Annotated in this window: 14 protein-coding genes and 1 pseudogene; 8 read left to right on the top strand and 7 right to left on the bottom strand. The window is 70.7% G+C overall.

All coding sequences use genetic code 11. The features are described from left to right. Positions 1 to 205 precede the first annotated feature (205 nt). The 5 genes from ABZ823_RS25965 to ABZ823_RS25945 all read left to right on the top strand — a co-directional run bounded on the left by ABZ823_RS25965 (position 206) and on the right by ABZ823_RS25945 (position 8,443). Positions 206 to 2,998, top strand: coding sequence for a nitrate- and nitrite sensing domain-containing protein (locus tag ABZ823_RS25965; protein WP_361665023.1), 2,793 nt, complete (start codon positions 206 to 208; stop codon positions 2,996 to 2,998). Then, positions 2,995 to 3,435 carry a roadblock/LC7 domain-containing protein gene (locus ABZ823_RS25960; protein WP_361665020.1) on the top strand — a complete coding sequence of 147 codons (441 nt, stop codon included), beginning with the start codon at positions 2,995 to 2,997 and terminating at the stop codon, positions 3,433 to 3,435. The genes ABZ823_RS25965 and ABZ823_RS25960 overlap by 4 nt, the downstream gene beginning before the upstream one ends. Positions 3,436 to 3,444: 9 nt before the next feature. Beyond that, positions 3,445 to 3,840 (top strand): DUF742 domain-containing protein, encoded by a 396-nt coding sequence (locus ABZ823_RS25955; RefSeq protein WP_361665017.1) that lies wholly within the window; start codon positions 3,445 to 3,447, stop codon positions 3,838 to 3,840. Positions 3,841 to 4,212: 372 nt separating this feature from the next. Next, positions 4,213 to 7,857, top strand: a complete 3,645-nt coding sequence (locus tag ABZ823_RS25950; protein ID WP_361665014.1) for a hydantoinase B/oxoprolinase family protein — start codon at positions 4,213 to 4,215, stop codon at positions 7,855 to 7,857. Beyond that, a complete protein-coding gene (locus ABZ823_RS25945; RefSeq protein WP_361665011.1) occupies positions 7,838 to 8,443 on the top strand; it encodes an ATP/GTP-binding protein in 606 nt (201 codons plus the stop codon). Before ABZ823_RS25950 ends, ABZ823_RS25945 begins: the two co-directional genes overlap by 20 nt. Before the next feature lie 97 nt (positions 8,444 to 8,540). On the opposite strand, the gene glpK is transcribed toward ABZ823_RS25945, so the two are convergent. From glpK to ABZ823_RS25925, 4 genes and pseudogenes are all read right to left on the bottom strand, one after another. After that, on the bottom strand, positions 8,541 to 10,061 hold the full coding sequence (gene glpK / locus ABZ823_RS25940) for a glycerol kinase GlpK (protein WP_361665007.1): 1,521 nt from the start codon (positions 10,059 to 10,061) through the stop codon (positions 8,541 to 8,543). Between the two features lie 21 nt (positions 10,062 to 10,082). After that, on the bottom strand, positions 10,083 to 10,841 hold the full coding sequence (locus ABZ823_RS25935; protein WP_361665005.1) for an MIP/aquaporin family protein: 759 nt from the start codon (positions 10,839 to 10,841) through the stop codon (positions 10,083 to 10,085). Between the two features lie 416 nt (positions 10,842 to 11,257). Beyond that, positions 11,258 to 12,898 carry a GGDEF domain-containing protein gene (locus ABZ823_RS25930; protein WP_361665002.1) on the bottom strand — a complete coding sequence of 547 codons (1,641 nt, stop codon included), beginning with the start codon at positions 12,896 to 12,898 and terminating at the stop codon, positions 11,258 to 11,260. 84 nt (positions 12,899 to 12,982) lie between these two features. Next, positions 12,983 to 13,375: pseudogene (locus tag ABZ823_RS25925) on the bottom strand (hypothetical protein); the annotation flags it as partial. A gap of 63 nt (positions 13,376 to 13,438) precedes the next feature. On the opposite strand from ABZ823_RS25925, the gene ABZ823_RS25920 reads away from it, so the two are divergent. Continuing rightward, positions 13,439 to 13,975, top strand: a complete 537-nt coding sequence (locus ABZ823_RS25920; RefSeq protein ID WP_361664999.1) for an NUDIX domain-containing protein — start codon at positions 13,439 to 13,441, stop codon at positions 13,973 to 13,975. A 123-nt stretch (positions 13,976 to 14,098) separates the two neighbouring features. Here ABZ823_RS25920 and ABZ823_RS25915 read toward each other — a convergent pair whose 3' ends face one another. After that, complete coding sequence (locus tag ABZ823_RS25915) at positions 14,099 to 16,465, bottom strand: TIM-barrel domain-containing protein (protein ID WP_361664996.1); 2,367 nt, start codon at positions 16,463 to 16,465, stop codon at positions 14,099 to 14,101. Positions 16,466 to 16,678: 213 nt separating this feature from the next. Between ABZ823_RS25915 and ABZ823_RS25910 the strand changes: the two genes are divergently transcribed. Together ABZ823_RS25910 and ABZ823_RS25905 are read left to right on the top strand one after the other, a co-directional pair. Beyond that, a complete protein-coding gene (locus tag ABZ823_RS25910) occupies positions 16,679 to 18,646 on the top strand; it encodes an acetoacetate--CoA ligase (RefSeq protein WP_361664993.1) in 1,968 nt (655 codons plus the stop codon). 131 nt (positions 18,647 to 18,777) lie between these two features. Beyond that, positions 18,778 to 19,671, top strand: coding sequence for a hypothetical protein (locus tag ABZ823_RS25905; protein WP_361664990.1), 894 nt, complete (start codon positions 18,778 to 18,780; stop codon positions 19,669 to 19,671). 139 nt (positions 19,672 to 19,810) lie between these two features. Here the strand turns inward: ABZ823_RS25905 and ptsP are convergent, their stop codons facing one another. Both ptsP and ABZ823_RS25895 read right to left on the bottom strand, forming a co-directional pair. After that, a complete protein-coding gene (gene ptsP, locus ABZ823_RS25900; protein ID WP_361664987.1) occupies positions 19,811 to 21,481 on the bottom strand; it encodes a phosphoenolpyruvate--protein phosphotransferase in 1,671 nt (556 codons plus the stop codon). Positions 21,482 to 21,560: 79 nt separating this feature from the next. Next, on the bottom strand, positions 21,561 to 22,010 hold the full coding sequence (locus ABZ823_RS25895; RefSeq protein WP_361664984.1) for a PTS glucose transporter subunit IIA: 450 nt from the start codon (positions 22,008 to 22,010) through the stop codon (positions 21,561 to 21,563). Positions 22,011 to 22,455: the final 445 nt, after the last annotated feature.

Below are 22,455 nucleotides of genomic sequence, written 5' to 3'. Positions count from 1 at the left end.
GGCCTGGTGTCTTCCTGTGCCGCCTTCCTGTTCCAGGGAGCAAATTCCCCGTAATGGCGGGACAACTCCCCATGTCCTGTTCGCTTTCCACGGGGTGGTGTGACGGGTCGGCCCTTCGAGATACCTGTGTGTCGGTAGTAGGCTCACGCCGTTTGTTGACGCACATGTGTACCCCCGGCCGGAGGGGGTCGAGCTGGGGGAGGCCATGCGCTTTCGCGGGAAGTCCATCCGCCGGAAGATCGTGGCGCTCCTCCTCGTGCCGCTCCTGTCCCTGACCGCCATCTGGGCGTTCGCGACCGTACTCACCGGCCGTGCGGCCCAGTCCGTCTTCCACGCTTCAGACGTCGTCGAAAAGATCGGCTACCCCACCGAGGACACGGTCCGTGTCCTACAGGAGGAACGCCGCCAGACCCTCGTCTACCTCGCGGACCCCCGCGCCTCCGACTCCCTCGCCGCGCTGCACCGCAGCCGCGCCGCCACCGACCAGGCCGTGGCGAGGCTCCGTCGCGGCAGCAAGGACGGGGACCTCCACCAGGACATGGGGCCGGGCACCGCTCAGAGGCTCACCTCCGTCCTGGACGCCCTGGAGGGCATGAAGTCGCTGCGCCGCAGCGTCGAGGACGGCACCGTGGACCGCGCCCAGGCCCTGGACCTCTACAACCGCCTGGTCGACCCCTGCTTCACGCTCCTGGCCAACCTGCGGGTCCTCGACAACGTGGACATGGACAAGCAGGGCCGCGGACTCGTCGGCGTCTCCCGCGCCCGTGAACTGCTCTCCCGCGAGGACGCCCTCCTAGGCTCCGCGCTCGTCGCCGGACGGATCACACGCGACGACATCCACGCCGTCTCCGGCCTCGTCGCACAGCGCACCGTGATGTACGACGTCAGCCTGTCCCTCCTGCCCGGCTCGGAGAGCGGACGCTTCCAGCGCTACTGGAATAACGCCGACACCGCACCCCTGCGCGTGGCCGAGCGGTCCGTCGTCGACGCCACCCCCGGCACCCCGCGCGGCGTCACCGCGAAGAGCTGGGACGAGGCCGCAGGGCGAGTCCTCGACCGGCTCGACCGGATGAGCACCCAGGCAGACGACCTCTATCAGGAGCGCGTCCGTCCCCTGGCCGTCGGCGTCATGGTCAAAGCCGCCGTAGCGGGCGTCCTGGGCTTCGTCGCCCTGCTGGTCTCCCTGATCATGTCCGTACGCATCGGCCGCGGCCTCATCCGCGATCTGCGCCGGCTGCGCCTGGACGCCCACGAGGCGTCCGGAGTACGGCTGCCCAGCGTGATGCGCCGTCTCTCGGCGGGCGAACAGGTGGATGTCGAGACCGAGGTGCCGCGCCTGGAGTACGACCAGAACGAGATCGGTGAAGTCGGCCAGGCCCTCAACACCCTTCAGCGCGCCGCCGTCGAGGCCGCCGTCAAACAGGCCGAACTGCGCGCCGGAGTCTCCGAGGTCTTCGTCAACCTCGCCCGCCGCAGCCAGGTCCTGCTGCACAAGCAGCTCACCCTCCTCGACACCATGGAACGACGGACCGAGGACACCGAGGAACTCGCCGACCTCTTCCGGCTCGACCACCTCACCACCCGCATGCGCCGCCATGCCGAGGGCCTGGTCATCCTCTCCGGCGCCGCCCCCTCCCGGCAGTGGCGCAAACCGGTTCAGCTCATGGACGTGGTGCGCGCCGCCGTCGCCGAGGTCGAGGACTACGAGCGCATCGAGGTACGACGGCTGCCCCGCGTCGCCGTCACCGGCCCCGCGGTCGCCGACCTCACGCACCTGGTGGCCGAACTCCTGGAGAACGCCACGGTCTTCTCGCCGCCGCACACCGCTGTCCAGGTCATCGGCGAACGCGTCGCCAACGGCTTCACCCTCGAGATCCACGACCGCGGACTCGGCATGACGGCCGAGGCGCTCCTGGACGCCAACCTCAGACTGGCCGAGACTCCCGAGTTCGAACTGTCCGACACCGACCGCCTCGGCCTCTTCGTGGTCAGCAGACTCGCCCGGCGCCAGAACGTCCGCGTCTCCCTCCAGCCGTCACCCTACGGCGGCACCACGGCCGTCGTCCTCATCCCCGACAGGCTGCTGACCGATGACGTCCCCGACACCAATGGGACCGGCTTCCGCCTCGACCGCCCGCTGCCCGACAGGACGGAGGGCGAGGCGGAGGACCGCACGACGGCGCTTTCCCACATGCCCGTCCAGCTCCCGGGCCTCCCGGCGTCGATCCTGGACGGTCCGGTGGAACTGGAGGCACCCGTCGACCTGGACGGGCTCGACGACTTCTCGGGCACCCTCGGCGACGAGGACAGCGAACGCGCGAGTCTCTTCCGCCCCCGCCGCTCACTCGCCGACACCCCGGGCACACAGCGCCGGCCGACGCGCGACAGCCGGCGCGAGTCGGCCAGGCCCGCCGACACCGACCACCCGGGCGCCCCGGTGCCGCTGCCACATCGGCGCGCTCCCAAGCTCATCAGCTCCCACGGCCGCCCGGTGACGGGATCGGCGTCACGGCGCGGACGGGCGGATGCCGAGAAGGAGCCACCGGAACGGAGGGTGACGGATCTCCAGGAGGCCAGACGACCGTCCGGCCGCCAGGCGGAACCCACGGGAAGCGCCCCACGTTCACCCGGTGACCGGTCCGAGGCCCCCGCCCTGCCGCAGCGGCGTCGTACCCGGCCCCCGGCAGGCCCGGACGCGACCACCCCGCGACGGGATTCGGAGGCCGGACCGGCAGAATCGGGCGCGGATACGCTGCCCCGCCGGGTGCGGCAGGCCAGCCTTGCACCACAGCTGAGGGAAGGCCCCGACCTGCGCGCCGCACGGGAGCGGTCCCGCACCACGCAGCAGGAAGGCCCGGCCGAGCGCGACGCCGACGAGGTCCGCAGCCGATTCGCCTCGCTCCAGCGGGGCTGGCGGCGCGGCCGAGAGGAGAACGCCGCGGGCGACGAGGCCCGGGACGGCTCAGCACGAGGAACGACAGAGGGGGACGGTCGATGACCACACCGAAGGCCGCAGGGCCGACCGCGACGAACAAGGCGTCGGGAGAGCTGAACTGGCTCCTCGACGACCTGGTGGAGCGCGTAGCCAGCATCCGCAAGGCACTTGTGCTCTCCAGCGACGGGCTGCCGACAGGGGTCTCCAAGGAGCTGAGCCGGGAGGACAGCGAGCACCTCGCCGCGGTCGCCTCCGGATTCCACAGCCTCGCCAAGGGGGTCGGCCGGCACTTCGACGCCGGTGGCGTCCGGCAGACCATCGTGGAACTCGATGACGCCTTCCTGTTCGTCACGGCCGCCGGCGATGGCAGCTGCCTCGCCGTCCTGTCGGACGCGGACTCCGATGTCGGGCAGGTAGCCTACGAGATGACCCTCCTGGTCAAGCGTGTGGGCGCACATCTCGCTTCCGCTCCGCGCACCGATCTGCCCTCGGGCGGGTAGTGAGATGGTATGAGCGGAGACGGTCAGGGAAGCAGCCACTGGTACGACGACGAGGCCGGGCCCGTGGTCCGTCCGTACGCCATGACGCGCGGCCGCACCAGCCATGGTGCCCAGCACCGCCTCGACCTGATCGCGGTGGTCGTCACGGAACCGCACGTGGACGACCCCGGGGCGGACCCGTCGCTGTCCCCGGAACACATGGACATCGTCGAGCTCTGCCGTGACACACCCCAGTCGGTCGCCGAACTCGCCGCCGAACTCGATCTGCCCGTCGGTGTCGTCCGCGTTCTCGTCGGAGACCTCGTGGACGAGGAACTCGTCCATGTCTCGCGTCCGGTGCCGCCCGCCGAGCTCGTGGACGAGAGCATTCTGCGCGATGTGATCAACGGCCTGCGGGCCCTGTGAGTCAGGGGTGTCCGCGCCCTCCCGGTGAGCGCTCGGACACCCGGAAGCGGGAGCCGGCCGAGCACGGGAAGACCAGGGAGAAGAGGTTGGACGAGCACGGCCGGGCTCGGAAGAAAGAGCCCGGGGTGCGCGGGCAGGCTCCGAAGAGGAAGCCCCGTGGGTGCGGGCAGTCGGCGTAGAAGAAGTCCCGTGAGTGCGGGCAGGCCCCGTTGGAGAAGGGATCGGCAGCGTACGGGAGAGCCCGGGAACGTGAACGGGTGTCGGTGTGGCCCCGGGCGCGTGGACCGGAGTCGGCAGGGGTCGCCCGTTATGATCTGACCGATCGTCGACCACCGGCCGCGACGGGCCGAACCCCCGCCCGCGGACGCGGTTTTGAGCAGCGCGATCGGAGAGACGGACGTGACCACGGGCTGGCAGTTCTGGGTCGACCGCGGCGGAACCTTCACCGACATCGTCGCGCGCCGCCCGGACGGCCGCCTGCTCACCCACAAGCTGCTGTCGGACAACCCTCACCACTACGCCGACGCGGCCGTCGCGGGCGTGCGTGAACTCCTCGGCCGCGACCAGCCGATCGACAGCGTGCGGATGGGCACCACCGTCGCCACGAACGCCCTCCTGGAACGCAAGGGCGAACGCACCCTCCTCGTCGTCACCCGCGGCTTCGGGGACGCCCTGCGCATCGCCTACCAGAACCGCCCGAGCATCTTCGCCCGCGCGATCGAACTCCCGGAGCCGCTGTACGAGCGGGTCGTCGAGGTCGACGAACGCATCGCCGCCGACGGCACCGTCCTTCGCGCCCCCGATCTCGAGGCTCTTGGCGGACTCCTCCGGGAAGCGTACGAGGACGGGATCCGCGCGGTCGCGGTGGTCTGTATGCACAGCCATCTGCACCCCGCCCACGAGCGAGCCATCGGCGAGCTGGCCGCCCGGACGGGATTTCCGCAGATCTCGCTCTCCAGCGAGGTCAGCCCCCTGATGAAACTGGTCCCGCGCGGCGACACGGCCGTCGTCGACGCCTACCTCTCGCCCGTCCTGCGCCGCTACGTCGGGCACGTCGCCGACGAACTCGAAGGCGTACGGCTGATGTTCATGCAGTCCAACGGAGGACTCGCCGAGGCGGGACAGTTCCGCGGCAAGGACGCCATCCTCTCCGGACCCGCGGGCGGCATCGTCGGCATGGCCCGGATGTCGCAGCTCGCCGGCTTCGACCGCGTCATCGGTTTCGACATGGGCGGCACGTCCACCGATGTCTCGCACTTCGCCGGTGAGTACGAGCGGGTCTTCACCACACAGCTCGCGGGGGTCCGGCTGCGCGCGCCGATGCTCGACATCCACACGGTCGCGGCCGGGGGCGGCTCGATCCTCCACTTCGACGGCTCCCGCTACCGCGTAGGGCCGGACTCGGCGGGCGCGACCCCGGGGCCGGCCTGCTACCGGGGCGGCGGCCCGCTCACCGTCACGGACGCCAACGTCATGCTCGGTCGCATCCAGCCCGCCCACTTCCCCAGGGTGTTCGGCCCGGACGGTGATCAGCCCCTGGACGACACCTTGGTCCGCGATCGCTTCGCCGCCCTCGCACACGAGATCCGGGAGCGGTCCGGCGACGACCGCACCCCCGAGCAGGTCGCCGAGGGCTACCTCCACATCGCGGTCGCCAACATCGCCAACGCCATCAAGCGGATCTCGGTCCAGAAGGGCCACGACGTCACCCGCTACACGCTCACCACCTTCGGCGGAGCCGGCGGACAGCACGCGTGCATGGTCGCGGACTCCCTGGGCATCCGCACCGTTCTCGTGCCGCCCATGGCCGGGGTTCTCTCCGCGCTCGGCATCGGTCTCGCCGACACCACGGCCATGCGTGAACAGTCCCTCGAAGCGCCCCTGGAACCCGCCTCCATGCCCCGGGTCCGAGAGACCGCCGACGACCTGGCGGCCGCCGCCCGCGCCGAACTCCTCGCCGAGGACGTGCCCGAGGACCGCGTCCGGGTCGCCCGCCGGGCCCAGCTGCGCTACGACGGCACGGACACCACCCTCACCGTCGAGCTGACCGAGCCCGACACGATGAGACGCGCATTCGAAGAGCGTCATCGCGCCACGTACTCCTTCACGCTCGACCGTCCGATCGTCGTCGAAGCCCTCTCCGTGGAAGCCACCGGCATCACCCAACCCCCCGATCTGTCCGCCCTCGCCCCGTACGAAGGCCGCTCCGCCGCGCCCGAGACCGTCCGCCTCCACACGGGCGGCGCCTGGCGCGACGTACCTCTCCACCGCCGGGAGCACCTGCCTCCCGGCGAAACCGTCACCGGCCCCGCGGTCATCACAGAGGCCAGTGCGACGACCGTCGTCGACGACGGCTGGCGGGCCGCGGCTACCGACGACGGGCATCTGGTCATGGAACGCGCGGCGATTACGGAGAGTTCCGACCTGGACACAAAAGTCGATCCGGTCCTGCTCGAGGTGTTCAACAACCTCTTCATGTCCATCGCCGAACAGATGGGCGCCCGTCTGGCGTCCACGGCCCAGTCCGTCAACATCAAGGAACGCCTGGACTTCTCCTGCGCGCTCTTCGACCCCGAGGGCAACCTGGTCGCCAACGCCCCCCACATCCCCGTCCACCTGGGCTCCATGGGCACCAGCGTCAAAGAGGTCATCCGACGACGCGCCGGCGGTATGCGCCCCGGCGACACGTACGCCGTCAACGACCCCTACCACGGCGGCACCCATCTGCCCGACGTCACCGTCATCACGCCGGTCTTCGACACGGATGGCGAGCGCATCCTGTTCCACGTCGCCTCCCGCGGCCACCACGCCGAGATCGGTGGCATCGCCCCCGGCTCCATGCCCGCGCACAGCCGCACCATCGAGCAGGAGGGCATCCTCTTCGACAACTGGCTGCTCGCCGAGAACGGCCGGTTCCGTGAGCGGGAGACGTTCCGGCTCCTGACCGAGGCGCGCTACCCCTCGCGCAATCCGAAGACCAACCTCGCCGACCTTCGCGCTCAGATCGCCGCCAACCAGAAGGGCGTGGACGAAGTCGGCCGCATGATCGAGAACTTCGGCCTCGACGTCGTCCAGGCGTACATGAAGCACGTGCAGGACAATGCCGAGGAGGCCGTCCGCCGTGTCATCGACGCCCTGGACGACGGCGAGTACGCCTACGAGACGGACTCCGGCGCGGTCATCCGCGTCCGTGTGCGCGTGCACCGGGACAGACGCTCCGCGACCGTCGACTTCACCGGCACGTCCCCGCAGCTGACCACCAACTTCAACGCCCCCTTCTCGGTCGTCAACGCCGCGGTCCTGTACGTCTTCCGCACCCTCGTCGCGGACGACATCCCGCTGAACGACGGCTGTCTGCGCCCCCTCGACATCGTCGTACCGCCCGGCTCGATGCTCGCGCCCGAGCCCCCGGCCGCCGTCGTCGCCGGCAACGTCGAGACCTCCCAGTCCCTCACCGGTGCCCTGTACGCCGCACTGGGCGTACAGGCAGAGGGCTCCGGCACCATGAACAACGTCACCTTCGGCAACGACCGATACCAGTACTACGAGACCGTCGCCTCCGGCTCCGGGGCGGGCGACGGCTTCCCCGGCGCACCCGTAGTGCAGACCCACATGACCAACTCGCGCCTGACCGATCCCGAGGTCCTCGAGTGGCGACTGCCCGTCCTGCTCGAGGAGTTCGCGGTACGGTACGGCAGTGGCGGTGCCGGCCGTTGGCGCGGCGGGGACGGAGCAGTTCGCCGCATCCGTTTCCAGGAGCCCATGACCGTCTCCACCCTCTCCCAGCACCGCAGGATCCCGCCCTATGGCATGGCGGGCGGCGGACCGGGCGCGCTCGGCGCCAACCGTGTGGAGCGCGCCGACGGGACCGTGCAGCACCTCGAGGGCAGTGACTCGGCGGACGTGGCCTCCGGCGATGTGCTGGTCGTCGAAACCCCCGGCGGCGGAGGCTACGGACCGCCGCCGACGCACCCCCATCGAGCAGGAGAAGAGAACGATGATCTTCGGGCGCAGTGAGCGCGGCAACCCTCCGGTCGAGCCCGTCACGCTCAAGATCCTCGTGGCCGGCGGTTTCGGCGTGGGCAAGACGACCCTCGTCGGCGCGGTCAGCGAAATCAGGCCGCTGCGCACGGAGGAGGTGCTCACCGAGGCGGGGCGCCCCGTCGACGACACCAGCGGTGTGGAGGGAAAGCACACCACCACCGTCGCGATGGACTTCGGCCGCATCACCCTCCGCGAGGAGCTGACGCTGTACCTGTTCGGCACGCCGGGCCAGGACCGCTTCTGGTTCCTGTGGGACGAACTGGCCGCCGGCGCCCTGGGAGCGGTCGTCCTCGCCGACACCCGGCGCCTGGAGGACTGCTTCGCCGCCGTCGACTACTTCGAACGCCGCTCCATACCCTTCGTCATCGGCGTCAACTGCTTCGAGGACGCGAGCCGTCACCCCGCCGAAGACGTACGGCGGGCCCTGGACCTCGACGACGACGTGCCGGTCGTCCTCTGTGACGCACGCGAGCGCGAGTCGGTGAAAGAGGTCCTCATCGAGGTCGTCCGACACGCCATGGCGCACACGGCCGACCACCGCGCGGGCGTCACCACCTGAGCCACCGCACACGCGGCCCGCACCCCGCCGACCGGGGCGCGGGCCGCTGCCGTGCGCGCGTGGCGCACGTGCGACGCACGCACGCGTGGAGGTGTTTTCAGCCCACCCCGTCCTCGTGCCAACCGAAGCTCTTCTCCACGGCCTTGCGCCAGTTGTGGTACTCGCGGTCGCGCACCGGCGCCTCCATGACGGGTGTCCACTCGACGTCCTGCTGCCAGTGCGACTTCAGTTCGTCGAGGTCGTGCCACACCCCGGTCGCGAGGCCGGCCGCGTACGCGGCGCCCAGACAGGTCGTCTCGGAGACCTTAGGGCGGATCACGGGCACCCCCAGCACATCCGCCTGGTGCTGCATCAGCAGGTTGTTCTTCGTCATGCCGCCGTCGACCTTGAGGGTGGTGATCCGCACTCCGGAATCCTGGTACATGGCGTCCACGACCTCGCGTGTCTGCCAGCTCGTCGCCTCCAGCACGGCACGCGCCAGGTGCGCCTTCGTGACATACCGCGTCAGGCCCGTGATCACGCCGCGCGCGTCGGAGCGCCAGTACGGCGCGAACAGGCCGGAGAAGGCCGGCACGATGTACGCCCCGCCGTTGTCCTCGACGCTCGCCGCCAGCGTCTCGATCTCGTCCGCGCTGCGGATGATGCCGAGCTGGTCCCGGAACCACTGCACCAGTGCGCCCGTGATCGCGATCGAACCCTCCAGACAGTAGACCGGCGCCTCGTCGCCGATCTTGTACCCCATGGTCGTGAGCAGGCCGCTCTTCGACGGCACCGGCCGGTTGCCGGTGTTGAGCAGCAGGAAGCTGCCCGTGCCATAGGTGTTCTTCGCCGTGCCCACGTCATAGCAGGCCTGTCCGAACACGGCCGCCTGCTGGTCACCCAGCGCCGAGGCGACGGGCACGCCCGCCAACTGGCCGACGGCGGTCCCGTACACCTCGGATGAGGACCTGATCTCCGGCAGCACGGCCTCGGGGACGTTCATGGCGGACAGGAGCGAGGGGTCCCACTGGAGTGTCTCCAGGTTCATCAGCATCGTGCGCCCCGCGTTGGTGACGTCGGTGACGTGCCGCCCTCCGTCCGTGCCCCCGGTCAGGTTCCAGATCAGCCAGGAGTCGATGGTCCCGAAGGCGATCTCGCCACGCTCGGCCCGGGCCCTGAGACCTGGCACGTTGTCGAGCAGCCAGGCGGCCTTGGGGCCGGAGAAGTAGCTCGCGAGCGGCAGGCCGGTCTGCTCGCGGAAACGATCCTGCCCGTCCGTGCCCCCCAGTTCGTTGCACAGCGCCGATGTCCGGGTGTCCTGCCAGACGATCGCGTTGTGCACGGGTTTGCCCGTGGCGCGGTCCCACAGCACCGTCGTCTCGCGCTGGTTGGTGATGCCGAGCGCGCTGAGCTGGTCGGCGCGCAGCCCGGCCTTGGCGATCGCGCCCGCGACCACCGCCTGCACCTTGGACCAGATCTCCGTGGCGTCGTGCTCCACCCACCCGGGCTTGGGGAAGATCTGGCGGTGTTCTCGCTGGTCGACAGCGACGATCGCGCCGCCCTGGTCGAAGATGATGCAGCGGCTGGACGTGGTGCCCTGGTCGATGGCGGCGACGTACTTGTGGGCGTTGTCCGTCATGACGTCCCCTTCGTCAAAGGGTCAGAAGGCTGCTTTGTACACAAGGGCCGCGAGCGCCCCGCCGATCAGCGGGCCCACCACGGGTATCCAGGCGTAACCCCAGTCCGAGGGACCCTTGTTGGGTATCGGCAGCAGGGCGTGGGTGAGGCGCGGACCGAGATCGCGAGCGGGGTTGATCGCATAGCCGGTTGGCCCGCCCAGGGAGAGGCCGATGCCGACGACGAGCAGGGAGACGAGCAGGATGCCGATGCCCGAGCCGTACGCCGTCGTGCCGGGTATCGGGCCGATGCCGGTGCCGAGGTTCTTGCCGAAGAACAGGATGGGCAGCACCAGACCCACCGTCGCGATGACCTCGGTGATCAGGTTGGCGGCGGGATTGCGGATCTCGGGAGCCGTGGAGAAGATCCCCAGCGTGGGAAGCGCGTGGTCCTCCTCGGCATTGGCCTGGAACTGGGCGAAGTAGAGCAGCCAGGTCAGCAGGGCGCCCAGGATCGCGCCTGCCATCTGGCCCAGCAGGTAGTAAGGGACGTCGTCCCACCGGGTGATGCCGGCGATGGCGAGACCGAGGGTCACCGCCGGGTTGAGATGGCCGCCGGACTTGGGGGCGGCGGTGTAGGCACCGGCCAGGACCCCGAAGCCCCAGCCGAAGGCGATGACGACCCAGCCCGAGCCTTGAGCCTTGGAGTGGTTCAGGGTGACGGCGGCGCAGACACCCGCGCCGAACAGAATGAGGATGGCCGTTCCGATCAACTCGCCGACGAAGATGCTCCCGTGGGTCATGGCGGCTCCTATCCCCTCGCCCAGGGCGGTCCCGCCCCGTGTCCGTCCTCCGTGCAGGGTGCGTGTCCCTTGGCGACTTCAGCCGAAGGCAGGGAGTGTCCCGCGCCCTGCCCGGCGTCCGCGACGAGCGTGCCTGTACAGCGGAATCGCCCGTGGGGGACGGCCCGTTGCGAAGGCGGGCCTCAGTGGCGCACTACGTGAATGCGCCCGGATGCGGCGATGCCGACTGACATCCGGAAGTTTTCACCGGCACCCACAGAGCGTCAAGGTCAGCGACGGCAACGGTTGGAGCCGGCCTGCGCGGCCGATGGCGGGACACGGCGATACGGCGGATGAGCCGCGGGTGGGGCCCTCCCTGCGGGCCCGAGCGGAACCCGGCCACGACCGGGCCAGGGATCACCGGGTCGCCATGGTCCTCAGCCCCACGCCGGTTGGCCCGCCTGCGCCGGGGTCACCGCCGCACCCCTGCGTATCTCATGGCCCGGCTGGCCCGCCCGGCCCAGCACCCAGCTGGCACCGCTCAGCGCCTTGGCGGCCTGCTTGAGTGGCGCGAGGCAAGCGGCCGCCTGGCGGTGGTCGCTCACGCTGCCGGGCGCGCACAGAACCGTGGCCAGCGAGAGGGTGACGGCGCGCCCACCGGCCGACCAGGGCGCGTCCAGCACCGAGGCGGCCAGCGGGTCGAGACCCTCCGGATCCGCGAGTACCAGGAAGTCGTCCCCGCCGATGTGCCCCACGCGGGTGCTCCCGGAGGCAGCGCACTGCAACGCGTGTCCCACCGCCCGGATCAGCTCGTCCCCGGCGGCGAATCCCGCTCCGTCGTTGACCTGCTTGAAGTGGTCGACGTCGAGCCAGCTCAGCGCGAACATCCGCCCATCGGCGATGCGCCGGTCCACTTCGCCGGTGATCGCGTCCGAACCGGGCAGCCGGGTCAGCGGATTGAGCCCCGCCGCCTCCTCGACCCGGCTCTCGGACAGCGCCCGTACGAGATCCGCGAGCCGGACGACCCCCACGCACCGCCCGTGCTGGTCGACCACCGCCACGTCGTCCGAGGTGCGGTCCCGCGCCCCGTCCGCCACCACGTCGAGCACCTCCCACGCCGTGGCGTCGACCCCGACCGTACGCGGCGGATCGCCGAGCTTCGCCGCGGGCCGGTCGGCGTACAGCGCATGCCCGTAGCGCCCCGACAACGACAGCAGGAAGCGTGAGCGGTGCACCGAGCGGACCGGCACCCCGGCCGGGTCCACCAGCAGCACCCCGGACACATCGGGGGAGCCGGTGAGCAGCGCCCGGACCTGCCCGGCCGAGGCCGTCACGGGCAGCAGCGCGGCCGGCCGCAGGAACTGCCGCACCGGCGGCCCGGTGCGCTGTGTCGTCGCCAGCGCAGTGGGCCGCGTCGGCAGGTATACGTCCGCGACGGGGAGCCGGGACGGCGGCGCGAAGAGGTCCCCCTGTGCCAACTGGGCCCCCGCCGCCACCACGGCCTCGTACTGCCGCTCGGTTTCCACCCCCTCGACCGACAGCAGCGCGCCCAGTTCCTCGCACAGCGTGCGCATGGCCCGCACCACGCCCGGCCGCGTCACCAGGGACATGTCGAGTTTCATCAGGTCCGGTGCCACGTCCGAGAGCAGCCGTAGCGGCAGGTCGCCGTCGCCGACTCCGTCCGCGCAGATCCGAAAGCCCTCCCCGCGCAGTACGGTGACGGCCTCCAGCAGTGCCCGGTGCGGCACGTGCGTGTACGGCGGTCCTACGTCGACGGTCACCTCCCAGGGCAGCCTCCCCGCCTCGCGCACGGCGTCCCGCAGCGTGGCCAGGCCCCCGAGATCGGCGAGGGTCCCGGCGAACACATTGACGTGCAGGGGCAGCAGCGCTTCCATCCGCGCCGCGGCGCGGACCGCCAAGGCGGCCAGCTTCCCGTCGAGTTCGGGGTCCCGGCGGGCCTGGGCCAGGACGTCACCGGTCTCCGGGCGTGCGAGGATCTCCAGCGCGGTGACCCCTCCGGTCGTCAGATTGACCACCGGCTGGAACGCGAAGCGGAGAGTATCCGTCCAGGAGGGCACGGGAGCATGATGACGTCGTTGACGGACCCCGAGGGCCAGTTCATGACCTGTTCACACATCATTCCCAGGTGCTGACGGAGCGTGTCAACGGCCGCCCCGCCATGCCGACAGGCCATGCGGTGATGAGCACACGTCGATCACCGCCGAGCCGTGCCCGAACAGCTCTTGATTCGCGGTGATCCCAACCCGCCCCCGCAACCTGCTGGTTGCCCGCCTGTCCCCGCAACTGACAGGTCAGTTCACACACCTGGGCGATCGCCTGTGCCGGAACGGCCTCCCCGAAGGACGCCAGCCCACCGCTGACGATGACGGGTATGCGCCCGCCGGGGTCGTGGAACCTTCGCGCAGCAGCCTCGCCGCCTCGCCCTCCGCGCACAGCCCCAGATCCTCGTACCACTGCAACTCCAGCGCGGTGGACAGGTCGTAGACCTCGGCGAGAGAGAGCTTGTCGGGCCCGATACCCGCCTCCTCGTACGCGGTCCGCACCGCCTTCCCGCGCCCCGACGAGACGCCCGTGGAGTGATCGGATACAGTCCGCCCGTGTCCGAATCCCCGTTCCCATCCGCCGACGCCGTGCCGGGCTCCCACTGCTCGAGCTGCGGAACGCCCTACGGAGAGGCCATCGCCGGCTGGCCCCGCACCTGCTCCGCCTGCGGCACGGTGGCCTACCGCAATCCGCTGCCCGTCGCGGTGGCCCTCCAGCCCCTGTACGACACCAAAGGCACCGCCCTGGTCGTCATCACCCGAACCATCGCTCCCGCGCGCGGCGGCATCGCGTTGCCCGGAGGGTTCATCGATCACCGCGAGGACTGGCGGCACGCCGTGGTCCGCGAACTGAAAGAGGAGACGGGCATCGACGCGGCAGGCCGTGATGTGCGGCTCGTCGACGCGATGAGCTCGCCCGACGGCCATCTGCTGCTCTTCGGACTCCTGCCCGAACGCCCGGCAGCCGAGCTGCCCCCGTCCGCCGGCACGGACGAGACGGAGGGCTGGCACCTCCTGCGCAGACCCACCGAACTCGCCTTTCCGCTGCACACCCTCGCGGTGCAGGGATGGTTCGAGGGCCGCTACGTCTGAGGCACGGGCGGGACGGCCCCCGCCCGTCCCGCCACCGCCCGTGGGACGCGCCCCCGCGTCCGCCCGGTGACGAGCCCAGCACCCGCGGGGACGGCCGAGCCCCCCGGGCCGACCCCGCCCGCGTCACCCGCCGCCGAGGCCCCGTACGCGCACCGGATACGCGGGCTCGGTCCGGCCCTCGTCACCGTCCCGCTTCACCACGACCCGACGACCCTTCCACCGCGTCACATAGCGCTCGACCTCCGGCTCGTCCCAGCCGTCGCCCTCGTCCCGCACCACCAGCCCGCCCCCGGACCTGCCGCGCGCGGGCGCCCAGGCCTCGAGCTCCAGACCGCCGTCCTCACCCCGCACGGGCAGCACGGCGCCGGCGCGCGCGAACACCGGAATCCGCGCCATGGAGACATCGACCACCACCGGGCCCGGCCCCTGATACGCCTCCTCCGTCACCGTGTCGTACCAGCGCCCCCGCGGGAGCAGCACCGTCCGCCGGTGCGCGCCGGGATCCAGCACCGGCGCCACCAGGAGACCATCACCGAGCAGGAAGGCGTCCTCGCAGTCGCGCAGCGCCCGGTCCTCGGGCGTACTCCACCACAGGGGCCGGACATAGGGCGCCCCCGTGCGGCGGGCCAGATGCGCCAGCGTGACGAAGTACGGCAGCAGTCGGCGCCGCTCGCCGAGCGCCACGCGCGCGTGCTCGAGGACGTCGTCGCCGAACTCCCAGGGCTCCCGGCGCCCGGCCCGAATGCTCGCGTGCGTACGGAACAGCGGCAGATAAGAGGCGAGCTGGAACCAGCGCAGATACAGCTCGGGCGACGGACTCCCGTCGAAGCCGCCCACGTCCGGCCCCGAGTACGGCACCCCGCACAACCCGAGCCCCACCACCAGCGACAGCGACGCGCGCAGCCCGGGCCAGCCCGTGGCCACATCCCCGGACCAGGTCCCCCCATAACGTTGCATTCCAGCCCATCCCGAGCGAGAGAAGAGGAAAGGCCTCTCCGCAGGGGCGAGGCTCCGCAGACCCTCGTATCCGGCCCTGGCCATGCACAGCCCGTAGACGTTGTGCGCCTCCCTGTGGTCCCCGCCACGGCCGTCCAGCGCGTGCCGGGCCGAGCGGGGTAGGGTGTTCTCCCCGAAGGCCGTGAACGAGACCGGCTCGTTCATGTCGAACCACAAACCGTCGAAGCCCTGCGCGAGACGTTCCACGAGGAGCCGGCCCCACCACTCACGCACGCGCGCGTGCGTGAAGTCGGGATAGACCGCCTCCCCGGGCCACACCACCCCTTCGACGACCCGCCCCGAGGCATCGCGCACGAACACGTCCTCGGCGCTCCCCCCGTCGAACACCGCGCTGCCCGGTTCGGTCTTCACCGCCGGGTCGACGATCGACACCAGGCGGATGCCCTGCCGGCGCAGATCCTCGGCGAGAAGCGGAAGCTTCGGAAAGCGTTCCCGGTCGACCGTGAACACCCGGTGGCCGTCGTAGTGGTCTATGTCAAGATGCACGGCGTCGAGCGGAAGATCGCGCTCCTGGTAACCCGCGACGATCCGGCGAACCTCCTGCTCGCTGCCGAACCCCCACCGCGCGTGGTGGTGGCCCAGTGCCCACGCGGGCGGCACGGTCGGCGCCCCGGTCAGCGACGCCCAGACCAGCAGTACGCGCGCGGGAGTGCCCACCATCACCCAGCAGCGCAGGGGTCCGCCGTCCATCCGCACCTCACAGGTGCCCGCACGGTCGTGCCCGGAGCCCGCGCCCTCCCGGCCCTCGCGCAAGGTCACCGTGCCGTCCCAAGACGTGTCGAGGAACACCAGATGGGTGGCCGCGTCGGCGACCACCATCTGCACCGGCATGGTGATGTACAGAGGGTCGTCGCCGGGACCGAAGGGCCGACCCGGGTCGGTGTTCCACAGCCGGTACGTCCCGTCCCGCAACCGCGGTCCCGCGGCCCGTCCCCCCAGCCCGAAGAACCGGGCGTCCGCCCCCACTTCGGACCGCTGCATCCACCGCGCGCCACCGCCGTCCGAAGGCTCCCACCAGCGGGGCGGCAAATCCCGGCGCAGGGTCACCCCGCCCGGCGTGCGCACCTCGATCGCGCCGTGCCGCGACACCGCGACCGTCACACGCTCCGCCACGACCCGCCAGCCGCCGTCCTTGTCCGGCTCCAGCACGGCCCGCGGATCCGGCTCGGGACAGCGGCCCGCGAGCGCGTACGACGGCTCCGGTTCCGCCCCGTCCCAGCCCCAGAACACCGCCCCGTTCACGGCCACGGTGATCCGCAGTTCGGTCCGGGCGAACCGCACGACACCGCCACCGGGCCCGGGCTGCGCACTCTGCACGGGACCGGGGACCCGCGCCCGCTCCGCACCTCGGCGCGGCAACCCGGTGGCGTCGGTACGCCTCCTGCGCCACGCGGCACGCACGGTGCGCAAGCCCTGCACCGCGCCCCCCGAACCGACCGCCTTCACCCAACGCACCAGGTCACGACCGTCCATGTTGCTCACCCTGTCATCCACATCCCCGCACAGAGGCGCCGTTCAACTGTCGTTCACCCGTGCTGGGAGCACAGCTTCACAATGCCAACTATGTGTGGTGCACCCTGGTGCAGAAGTCGATCACATGGCATCGTCCGTGTCAGCCGCGTAACGCGCACACCCCAGCACGTGCGCGACTCACGCACACGACGCGTCCAGTCCGGGAGCCGCCCCATGACCTCAGCGAACCCCGCGCCGCTCTGGCGGCCCGACGCCGACCGCATCGCGCGGGCACAGATCACCAGGTTCCAGGCCTGGGCGGCCGAACACCACGGAGCCCCTTCCGAAGGCGGCTACGCGGCCCTGCACCGCTGGTCGGTGGACGAGCTCGACACCTTCTGGAAGGCCGTCACCGAGTGGTTCGACGTACGGTTCGCCACTCCCTACGCGCGCGTGCTCGGCAACCGCTCCCTGCCCGGCGCGGAGTGGTTCCCCGGCGCGACCCTCAACTACGCCGAACACGCCCTGCGCGCCGCGGCCACCCGCGCCGACGAACCGGCCCTCCTCGCTGTCGACGAGACCCAGGAGCTCCGCCCGGTCACCTGGGCCGAGCTGCGCCGCCAGGTCGGCTCACTCGCCGCGGAACTGCGCGCCCTGGGCGTACGCCCCGGAGACCGCGTCAGCGGCTACCTCCCCAACATTCCGCAGGCCGTCGTCGCCCTCCTCGCCACGGCCGCCGTCGGCGGCGTGTGGACGTCCTGCGCCCCCGACTTCGGGGCCCGCAGCGTCCTGGACCGCTTCCAGCAGGTCGAACCCGTCGTTTTGTTCACGGTCGACGGCTACCGCTACGGCGGCAAGGAGCACGACCGACGCGAGACCGTCGCCGAGCTGCGCCGCGAACTGCCCACCCTGCGCGCTGTCGTCCACATCCCGCTGCTCGGTTCCGAGGCCCCCGAAGGCGCCCTGGACTGGTCGGCCCTGACCTCGGCGGACACCGAGCCCGTCTTCGAACAGGTTCCCTTCGACCACCCTCTGTGGGTGCTGTACTCCTCGGGCACGACCGGCCTTCCCAAGGCCATCGTCCAGTCCCAGGGCGGCATCCTGATCGAGCACCTCAAGCAGCTGGGCCTGCACTGCGACCTCGGCTCCCAGGACCGCTTCTTCTGGTACACATCCACCGGCTGGATGATGTGGAACTTCCTCGTCTCCGGGCTCCTGACGGGAACCACGATCGTCCTCTACGACGGCAGCCCCGGCCATCCCGACACCGGCGCCCAGTGGCGCGTCGCCGAGCGCACCGGTGCCACCCTCTTCGGCACCTCCGCGGCCTACGTCATGGCCTGCCGCAAGGCGGGCGTACATCCGGCGCGCGACTACGACCTGACCCGGGTGCAGTGCGTGGCCACCACGGGCTCCCCCCTGCCGCCGGACGGCTTCAGCTGGCTGCACGACGAGGTCCGCGACGACCTGTGGATCGCCTCCGTCAGCGGCGGCACCGACGTCTGCTCCTGCTTCGCCGGAGCCGTTCCGACCCTCCCGGTGTACATCGGCGAACTCCAGGCCCCCGGCCTCGGCACCGACCTGCAGTCCTGGGATCCCAGCGGCAACCCCCTCATCGACGAGGTCGGCGAGCTGGTCGTCACCAACCCCATGCCCTCCATGCCGATCCGCTTCTGGAACGACCCCGACGGCAGCCGCTATCACCACAGCTACTTCGACACGTACCCAGGCGTGTGGCGCCACGGCGACTGGATCACCCTCACCTCCCGCGACTCCGTGATCATTCACGGCCGTTCGGACTCCACCCTGAACCGCCAGGGCGTGCGCATGGGCTCGGCCGACATCTACGAGGCCGTCGAGCGCCTCCCCGAAATCAAGGAGTCCCTGGTCATCGGCATCGAGCAGCCCGACGGAGGCTACTGGATGCCCCTCTTCGTGCACCTGGCCCCCGGAGAGGTCCTGAACGACACCCTCCTGAACCGGATCAGGCAGACCATTCGCGAACAGCTCTCACCGCGCCACGTCCCCGACGAGATCATCGAGGTCCCCGGCGTCCCGCACACCCTCACCGGCAAGCGGATCGAAGTCCCGGTCAAACGCCTCATGCAGGGCACCCCCCTGGAGAAGGCCGTCAACCCCGGCTCAATCGACAACCTCGACCTGCTCCACTTCTACGAGGACCTGGCCCGCAAACGCGCCTGACGAATCGCGTCGCATCCCTTCGCCCGGGGTTGCGGCACTCCACCACTGCCGCCGGTCACCACGACCGGCGGCGTTGTCAGTGGCGCCCATTACCGTGTGTGATGACTGATCGACTGCACGTAGGGGGAGCCATGGCACACACCGAGCACCAGACCATGCGACGCGTTCTGCGCCGTGAGATCGCCGGCACCATCGGCCTGTTGACCGACGAACACGACTTCACCGCGATGCGGCGCTACCGCACCTTCACCTTCGACGACCACACGACCTACCTCCAGCAGGTGGAAGCCCTGCTCAGGACCCTCGCCGCCCAGGGCGGCCACACCACGGTCGCCCTCTTCGACCCGGAGGAGTACGCGGCGTTCTGCGCCGACAGCGGCCTGGATCCCGACGCCCCGGCCAGCCGCACCCGCTTCACGGCGGAGCTGGCCGCCACCGGACCGGCGATCCCGTACGAGGGCCAGCCGCTGGACGAACTCGTCCCGGACCTGGTCGACGAAGCCGTTCGCCATGCCACCTGGCAGTACGCGACCACAGCACTGACACGCCTCGGGGCCTGCGCCTCCTGCGGGGAGGACATCGGACGCGCCGCCTTCGCCCAGGCCTCGCGACTGCTCACCCGCATCCTCGACACGGCGAGCCCGGGCCACCGTCACCTCGTCTGCAGTGTCTCGGCGCCACCCGAAACCCTTGTCGCGGTGCTCCACGCGGATGAGGACCCCGACGGCACGAGCCGCATCGACGAGACGGAGGCCCTCGAATTCACGACCGTCCTCGCCCTGGGCATCGCCACCCACGCGGCCGGCGGACTCGTCATGCGCACCACCGCGCCCGACACGACGGACCGCGTGTACGGCTGGCGCCTGCGCGGGGAGCGCCTGGAACCACTCACCGCCGGAGAGGTCTTCGACGCCTACTGCACCGACGTCGAGTCCGGCGACCTCGTCTCCCCGGAATCCGGCGTCGACTACAGCGCCCCACCCGACCTCGGGGACGACGGACCACTGACGGACCACACCCACTGAACGCCCCACACCATTGAGCGGGGGAGCGGGAATACCCACCGACCGGCAGCACGCAGGCGTCTGAGCGAGCGAAGGGCGCCCCACCCACAGGTGGAGCGCCCCTGGCCACATGAAGATCGACGCGATGACGCCGCCCCCGCTACTCGCCGGACAGCACCGCCTGAGCCGCCTTGCGCGCATCGTCGGCGGTGTCGGCCGCACGCGCGGCCGCCGCGGCACGCTCGCACTGCGCCAGCGTGTACTTCGCCAGCGTGGCCCGCACATACGGGAGCGACGCCGCGCCCATCGACAAGGAGGTGACACCCAGACCGGTCAGCACACACGCCAGCAGCGGGTCCGAAGCGGCCTCACCGCAGACACCGCAGCTCTTGCCCTCGGCCTTGGCCGCCTCGGCGGACAGGGCGACCAGGTCGAGCAGCGCGGGCTGCCACGGGTCCTGCAGACGCGAGACCGCACCCACCTGGCGGTCCGCCGCGAACGTGTACTGCGCGAGGTCGTTCGTCCCGAGCGAGAGGAACTCGACCTCCTGCAGAATCGAGCGCGCCCGCAGAGCGGCCGAGGGTATCTCCACCATCGCGCCGAACTTCGCCCGCAGCCCCGCCGCATGGCACGCGTCCGCGAACGCCTTCGCGTCGGTGCGGTCGGCGACCATCGGCGCCATGACCTCCAGATAGACCGGAAGCCCCTCGGCAGCCTTCGCGAGCGCGGTCAGCTGCGTGCGCAGCACGTCGGGGTGGTCCAGCAGCGTCCGCAGACCTCGCACGCCGAGCGCCGGGTTCGGCTCGTCGGCCGGCGTCAGGAAGTCCAGCGGCTTGTCCGCACCGGCGTCCAGCACCCGCACGACCACACGGCCCTCGGGGAAGGCCTCCAGCACCTGACGGTAGGCCTCGACCTGCTTCTCCTCGGACGGAGCGTTCTTGTTGTCGTCCAGGAACAGGAACTCCGTGCGGAACAGACCGACACCCTCGGCGCCGGCCTCCACAGCGGCCGGTACATCCGCGGGACCACCGATGTTCGCCAGCAGGGGCACCTTGTGCCCGTCGGCGGTGGCACCCGGCCCGCTGGAGGCAGCCAGAGCGGCCTTGCGCTCGGCTGCGGCTGCCTCGAGCTGTGCCTTCTTCTCGTCACTCGGGTTCACGAAGATCTCGCCAGTGCTGCCGTCCACCGCGATCATCGTGCCCTCGGCAAGCTCACCGGCACCCGGCAGCGCCACGACGGCGGGGACACCCAGCGCGCGCGCCAGGATCGCGCTGTGACTGGTCGGCCCGCCCTCCTCCGTGACGAAGCCGAGGACCAGGGCCGGGTCCAGCAGAGCCGTGTCGGCCGGCGCAAGATCACGAGCGACGAGGACATACGGCTCGTCACTGTCCGGGACACCCGGCATGGGGACCCCGAGGAGACGGGCGACGATACGGTTCCGCACGTCGTCCAGGTCGGCCACCCGCCCGGCGAGGTACTCCCCAGCGCCCGCCAGCAGCTCCCGATATGCGGCGAAGGCGTCGTACACCGCGCGCTCCGCCGTACTGCCGACGGCGATACGTCGATCCACGTCCGCCATCAGCTCGGGATCCTGGGCCATCATGGCCTGGGCCTCGAGAACGGCCTGCGCTTCTCCACCCGCCAGATTGCCGCGTGCGATCAGATCGGCTGCCACAGCTTCCACGGCCTGACGTGCGCGCCCCTGCTCACGCTCCGCCTCCTCGGCCGGAATCTGCTTCGCCGGCGGCTCGAGCACCGCCGTTCCCATGTGCCGGACCTCGCCGATCGCCACACCGTGGCTCACCCCGACGCCTCGCAGCGTTGTGTCCATCTCACCCGTCTCCGAATCATGCGGCGGGTCCCCGCCACCGCGATGGTTGTCTGTTGTGCCGTCCATTACGGCGCCGGCGTCACTGCCAGGCGAAGAGCTGGTCGCCCGCCTTCACATCGCCGTCCTCACGGAGACCGGAAAGGGCGTCGGCCGTGGCCTCGAGAGCCACCACGGGGCACACCGGAGACTTACCGGCCTGTTCGACGGCGGCCGGGTTCCAGCGCACGATGGCCTGACCGCGCCCGACGGTGTCGCCCTTGTTGACGAGCAGTTCGAAGCCCTCACCGTTGAGCTGCACGGTGTCGATGCCCAGGTGCGTCAGCACACCGTGACCCTCTCCGTCCACTACGACGAAGGCGTGGGGATGGAGCGAGACGATGACCCCTTCCACGGGGGAGACGGCCTCCACGGGCTCACGCACGGGGTCGATCGCCATGCCCGGCCCGACCATCGCTCCGGAGAAGACGGGGTCGGGCACTGCGGCCAATGGGATCGCACGCCCTGCGAGAGGGGACGTCACGATGGTCATGGGAAGCCTCCCAGGGGTGGAGATTCAAATGGGCCGTCACTGCCTGTCCTGGACGGCGCACCGGGCAGCAGCGTATGTCATATGAAGTGATGGTTCCGCGTGAGACGTAGGGGTCGGCGGCCCTGACGACGCGGCCCGGGCGATTTGCGCCCCGTCGCGACTCCGTGTACAGTCGTACTCCTGCCTGGGACGAGGGACGCGACCAGCGACCTTGCTCGGCAGCACCCAACTTGTCAGATCCTATCTCGGGATCCTTTCTGCATGTCCGCAGAACGGTGGTCAGAGAGACGGAAAAACACTGATAGAGTCGGAATCGCCGAAGGGAAGCGCCCGGAGGAAAGCCTGAGAGTGTCTCTCGGGTGAGTACGAAGGAAGCGTCCGTTCCTTGAGAACTCAACAGCGTGCCAAAAGTCAACGCCAGATATGTTGATACCCCGTCCGTCGG

This window comes from Streptomyces sp. NPDC047079, assembly GCF_040643755.1.
Taxonomy (GTDB): domain Bacteria; phylum Actinomycetota; class Actinomycetes; order Streptomycetales; family Streptomycetaceae; genus Streptomyces.
Note: the sequence above shows the minus strand (reverse complement) of the source record. Positions and strands in the feature narration are given on the sequence as shown.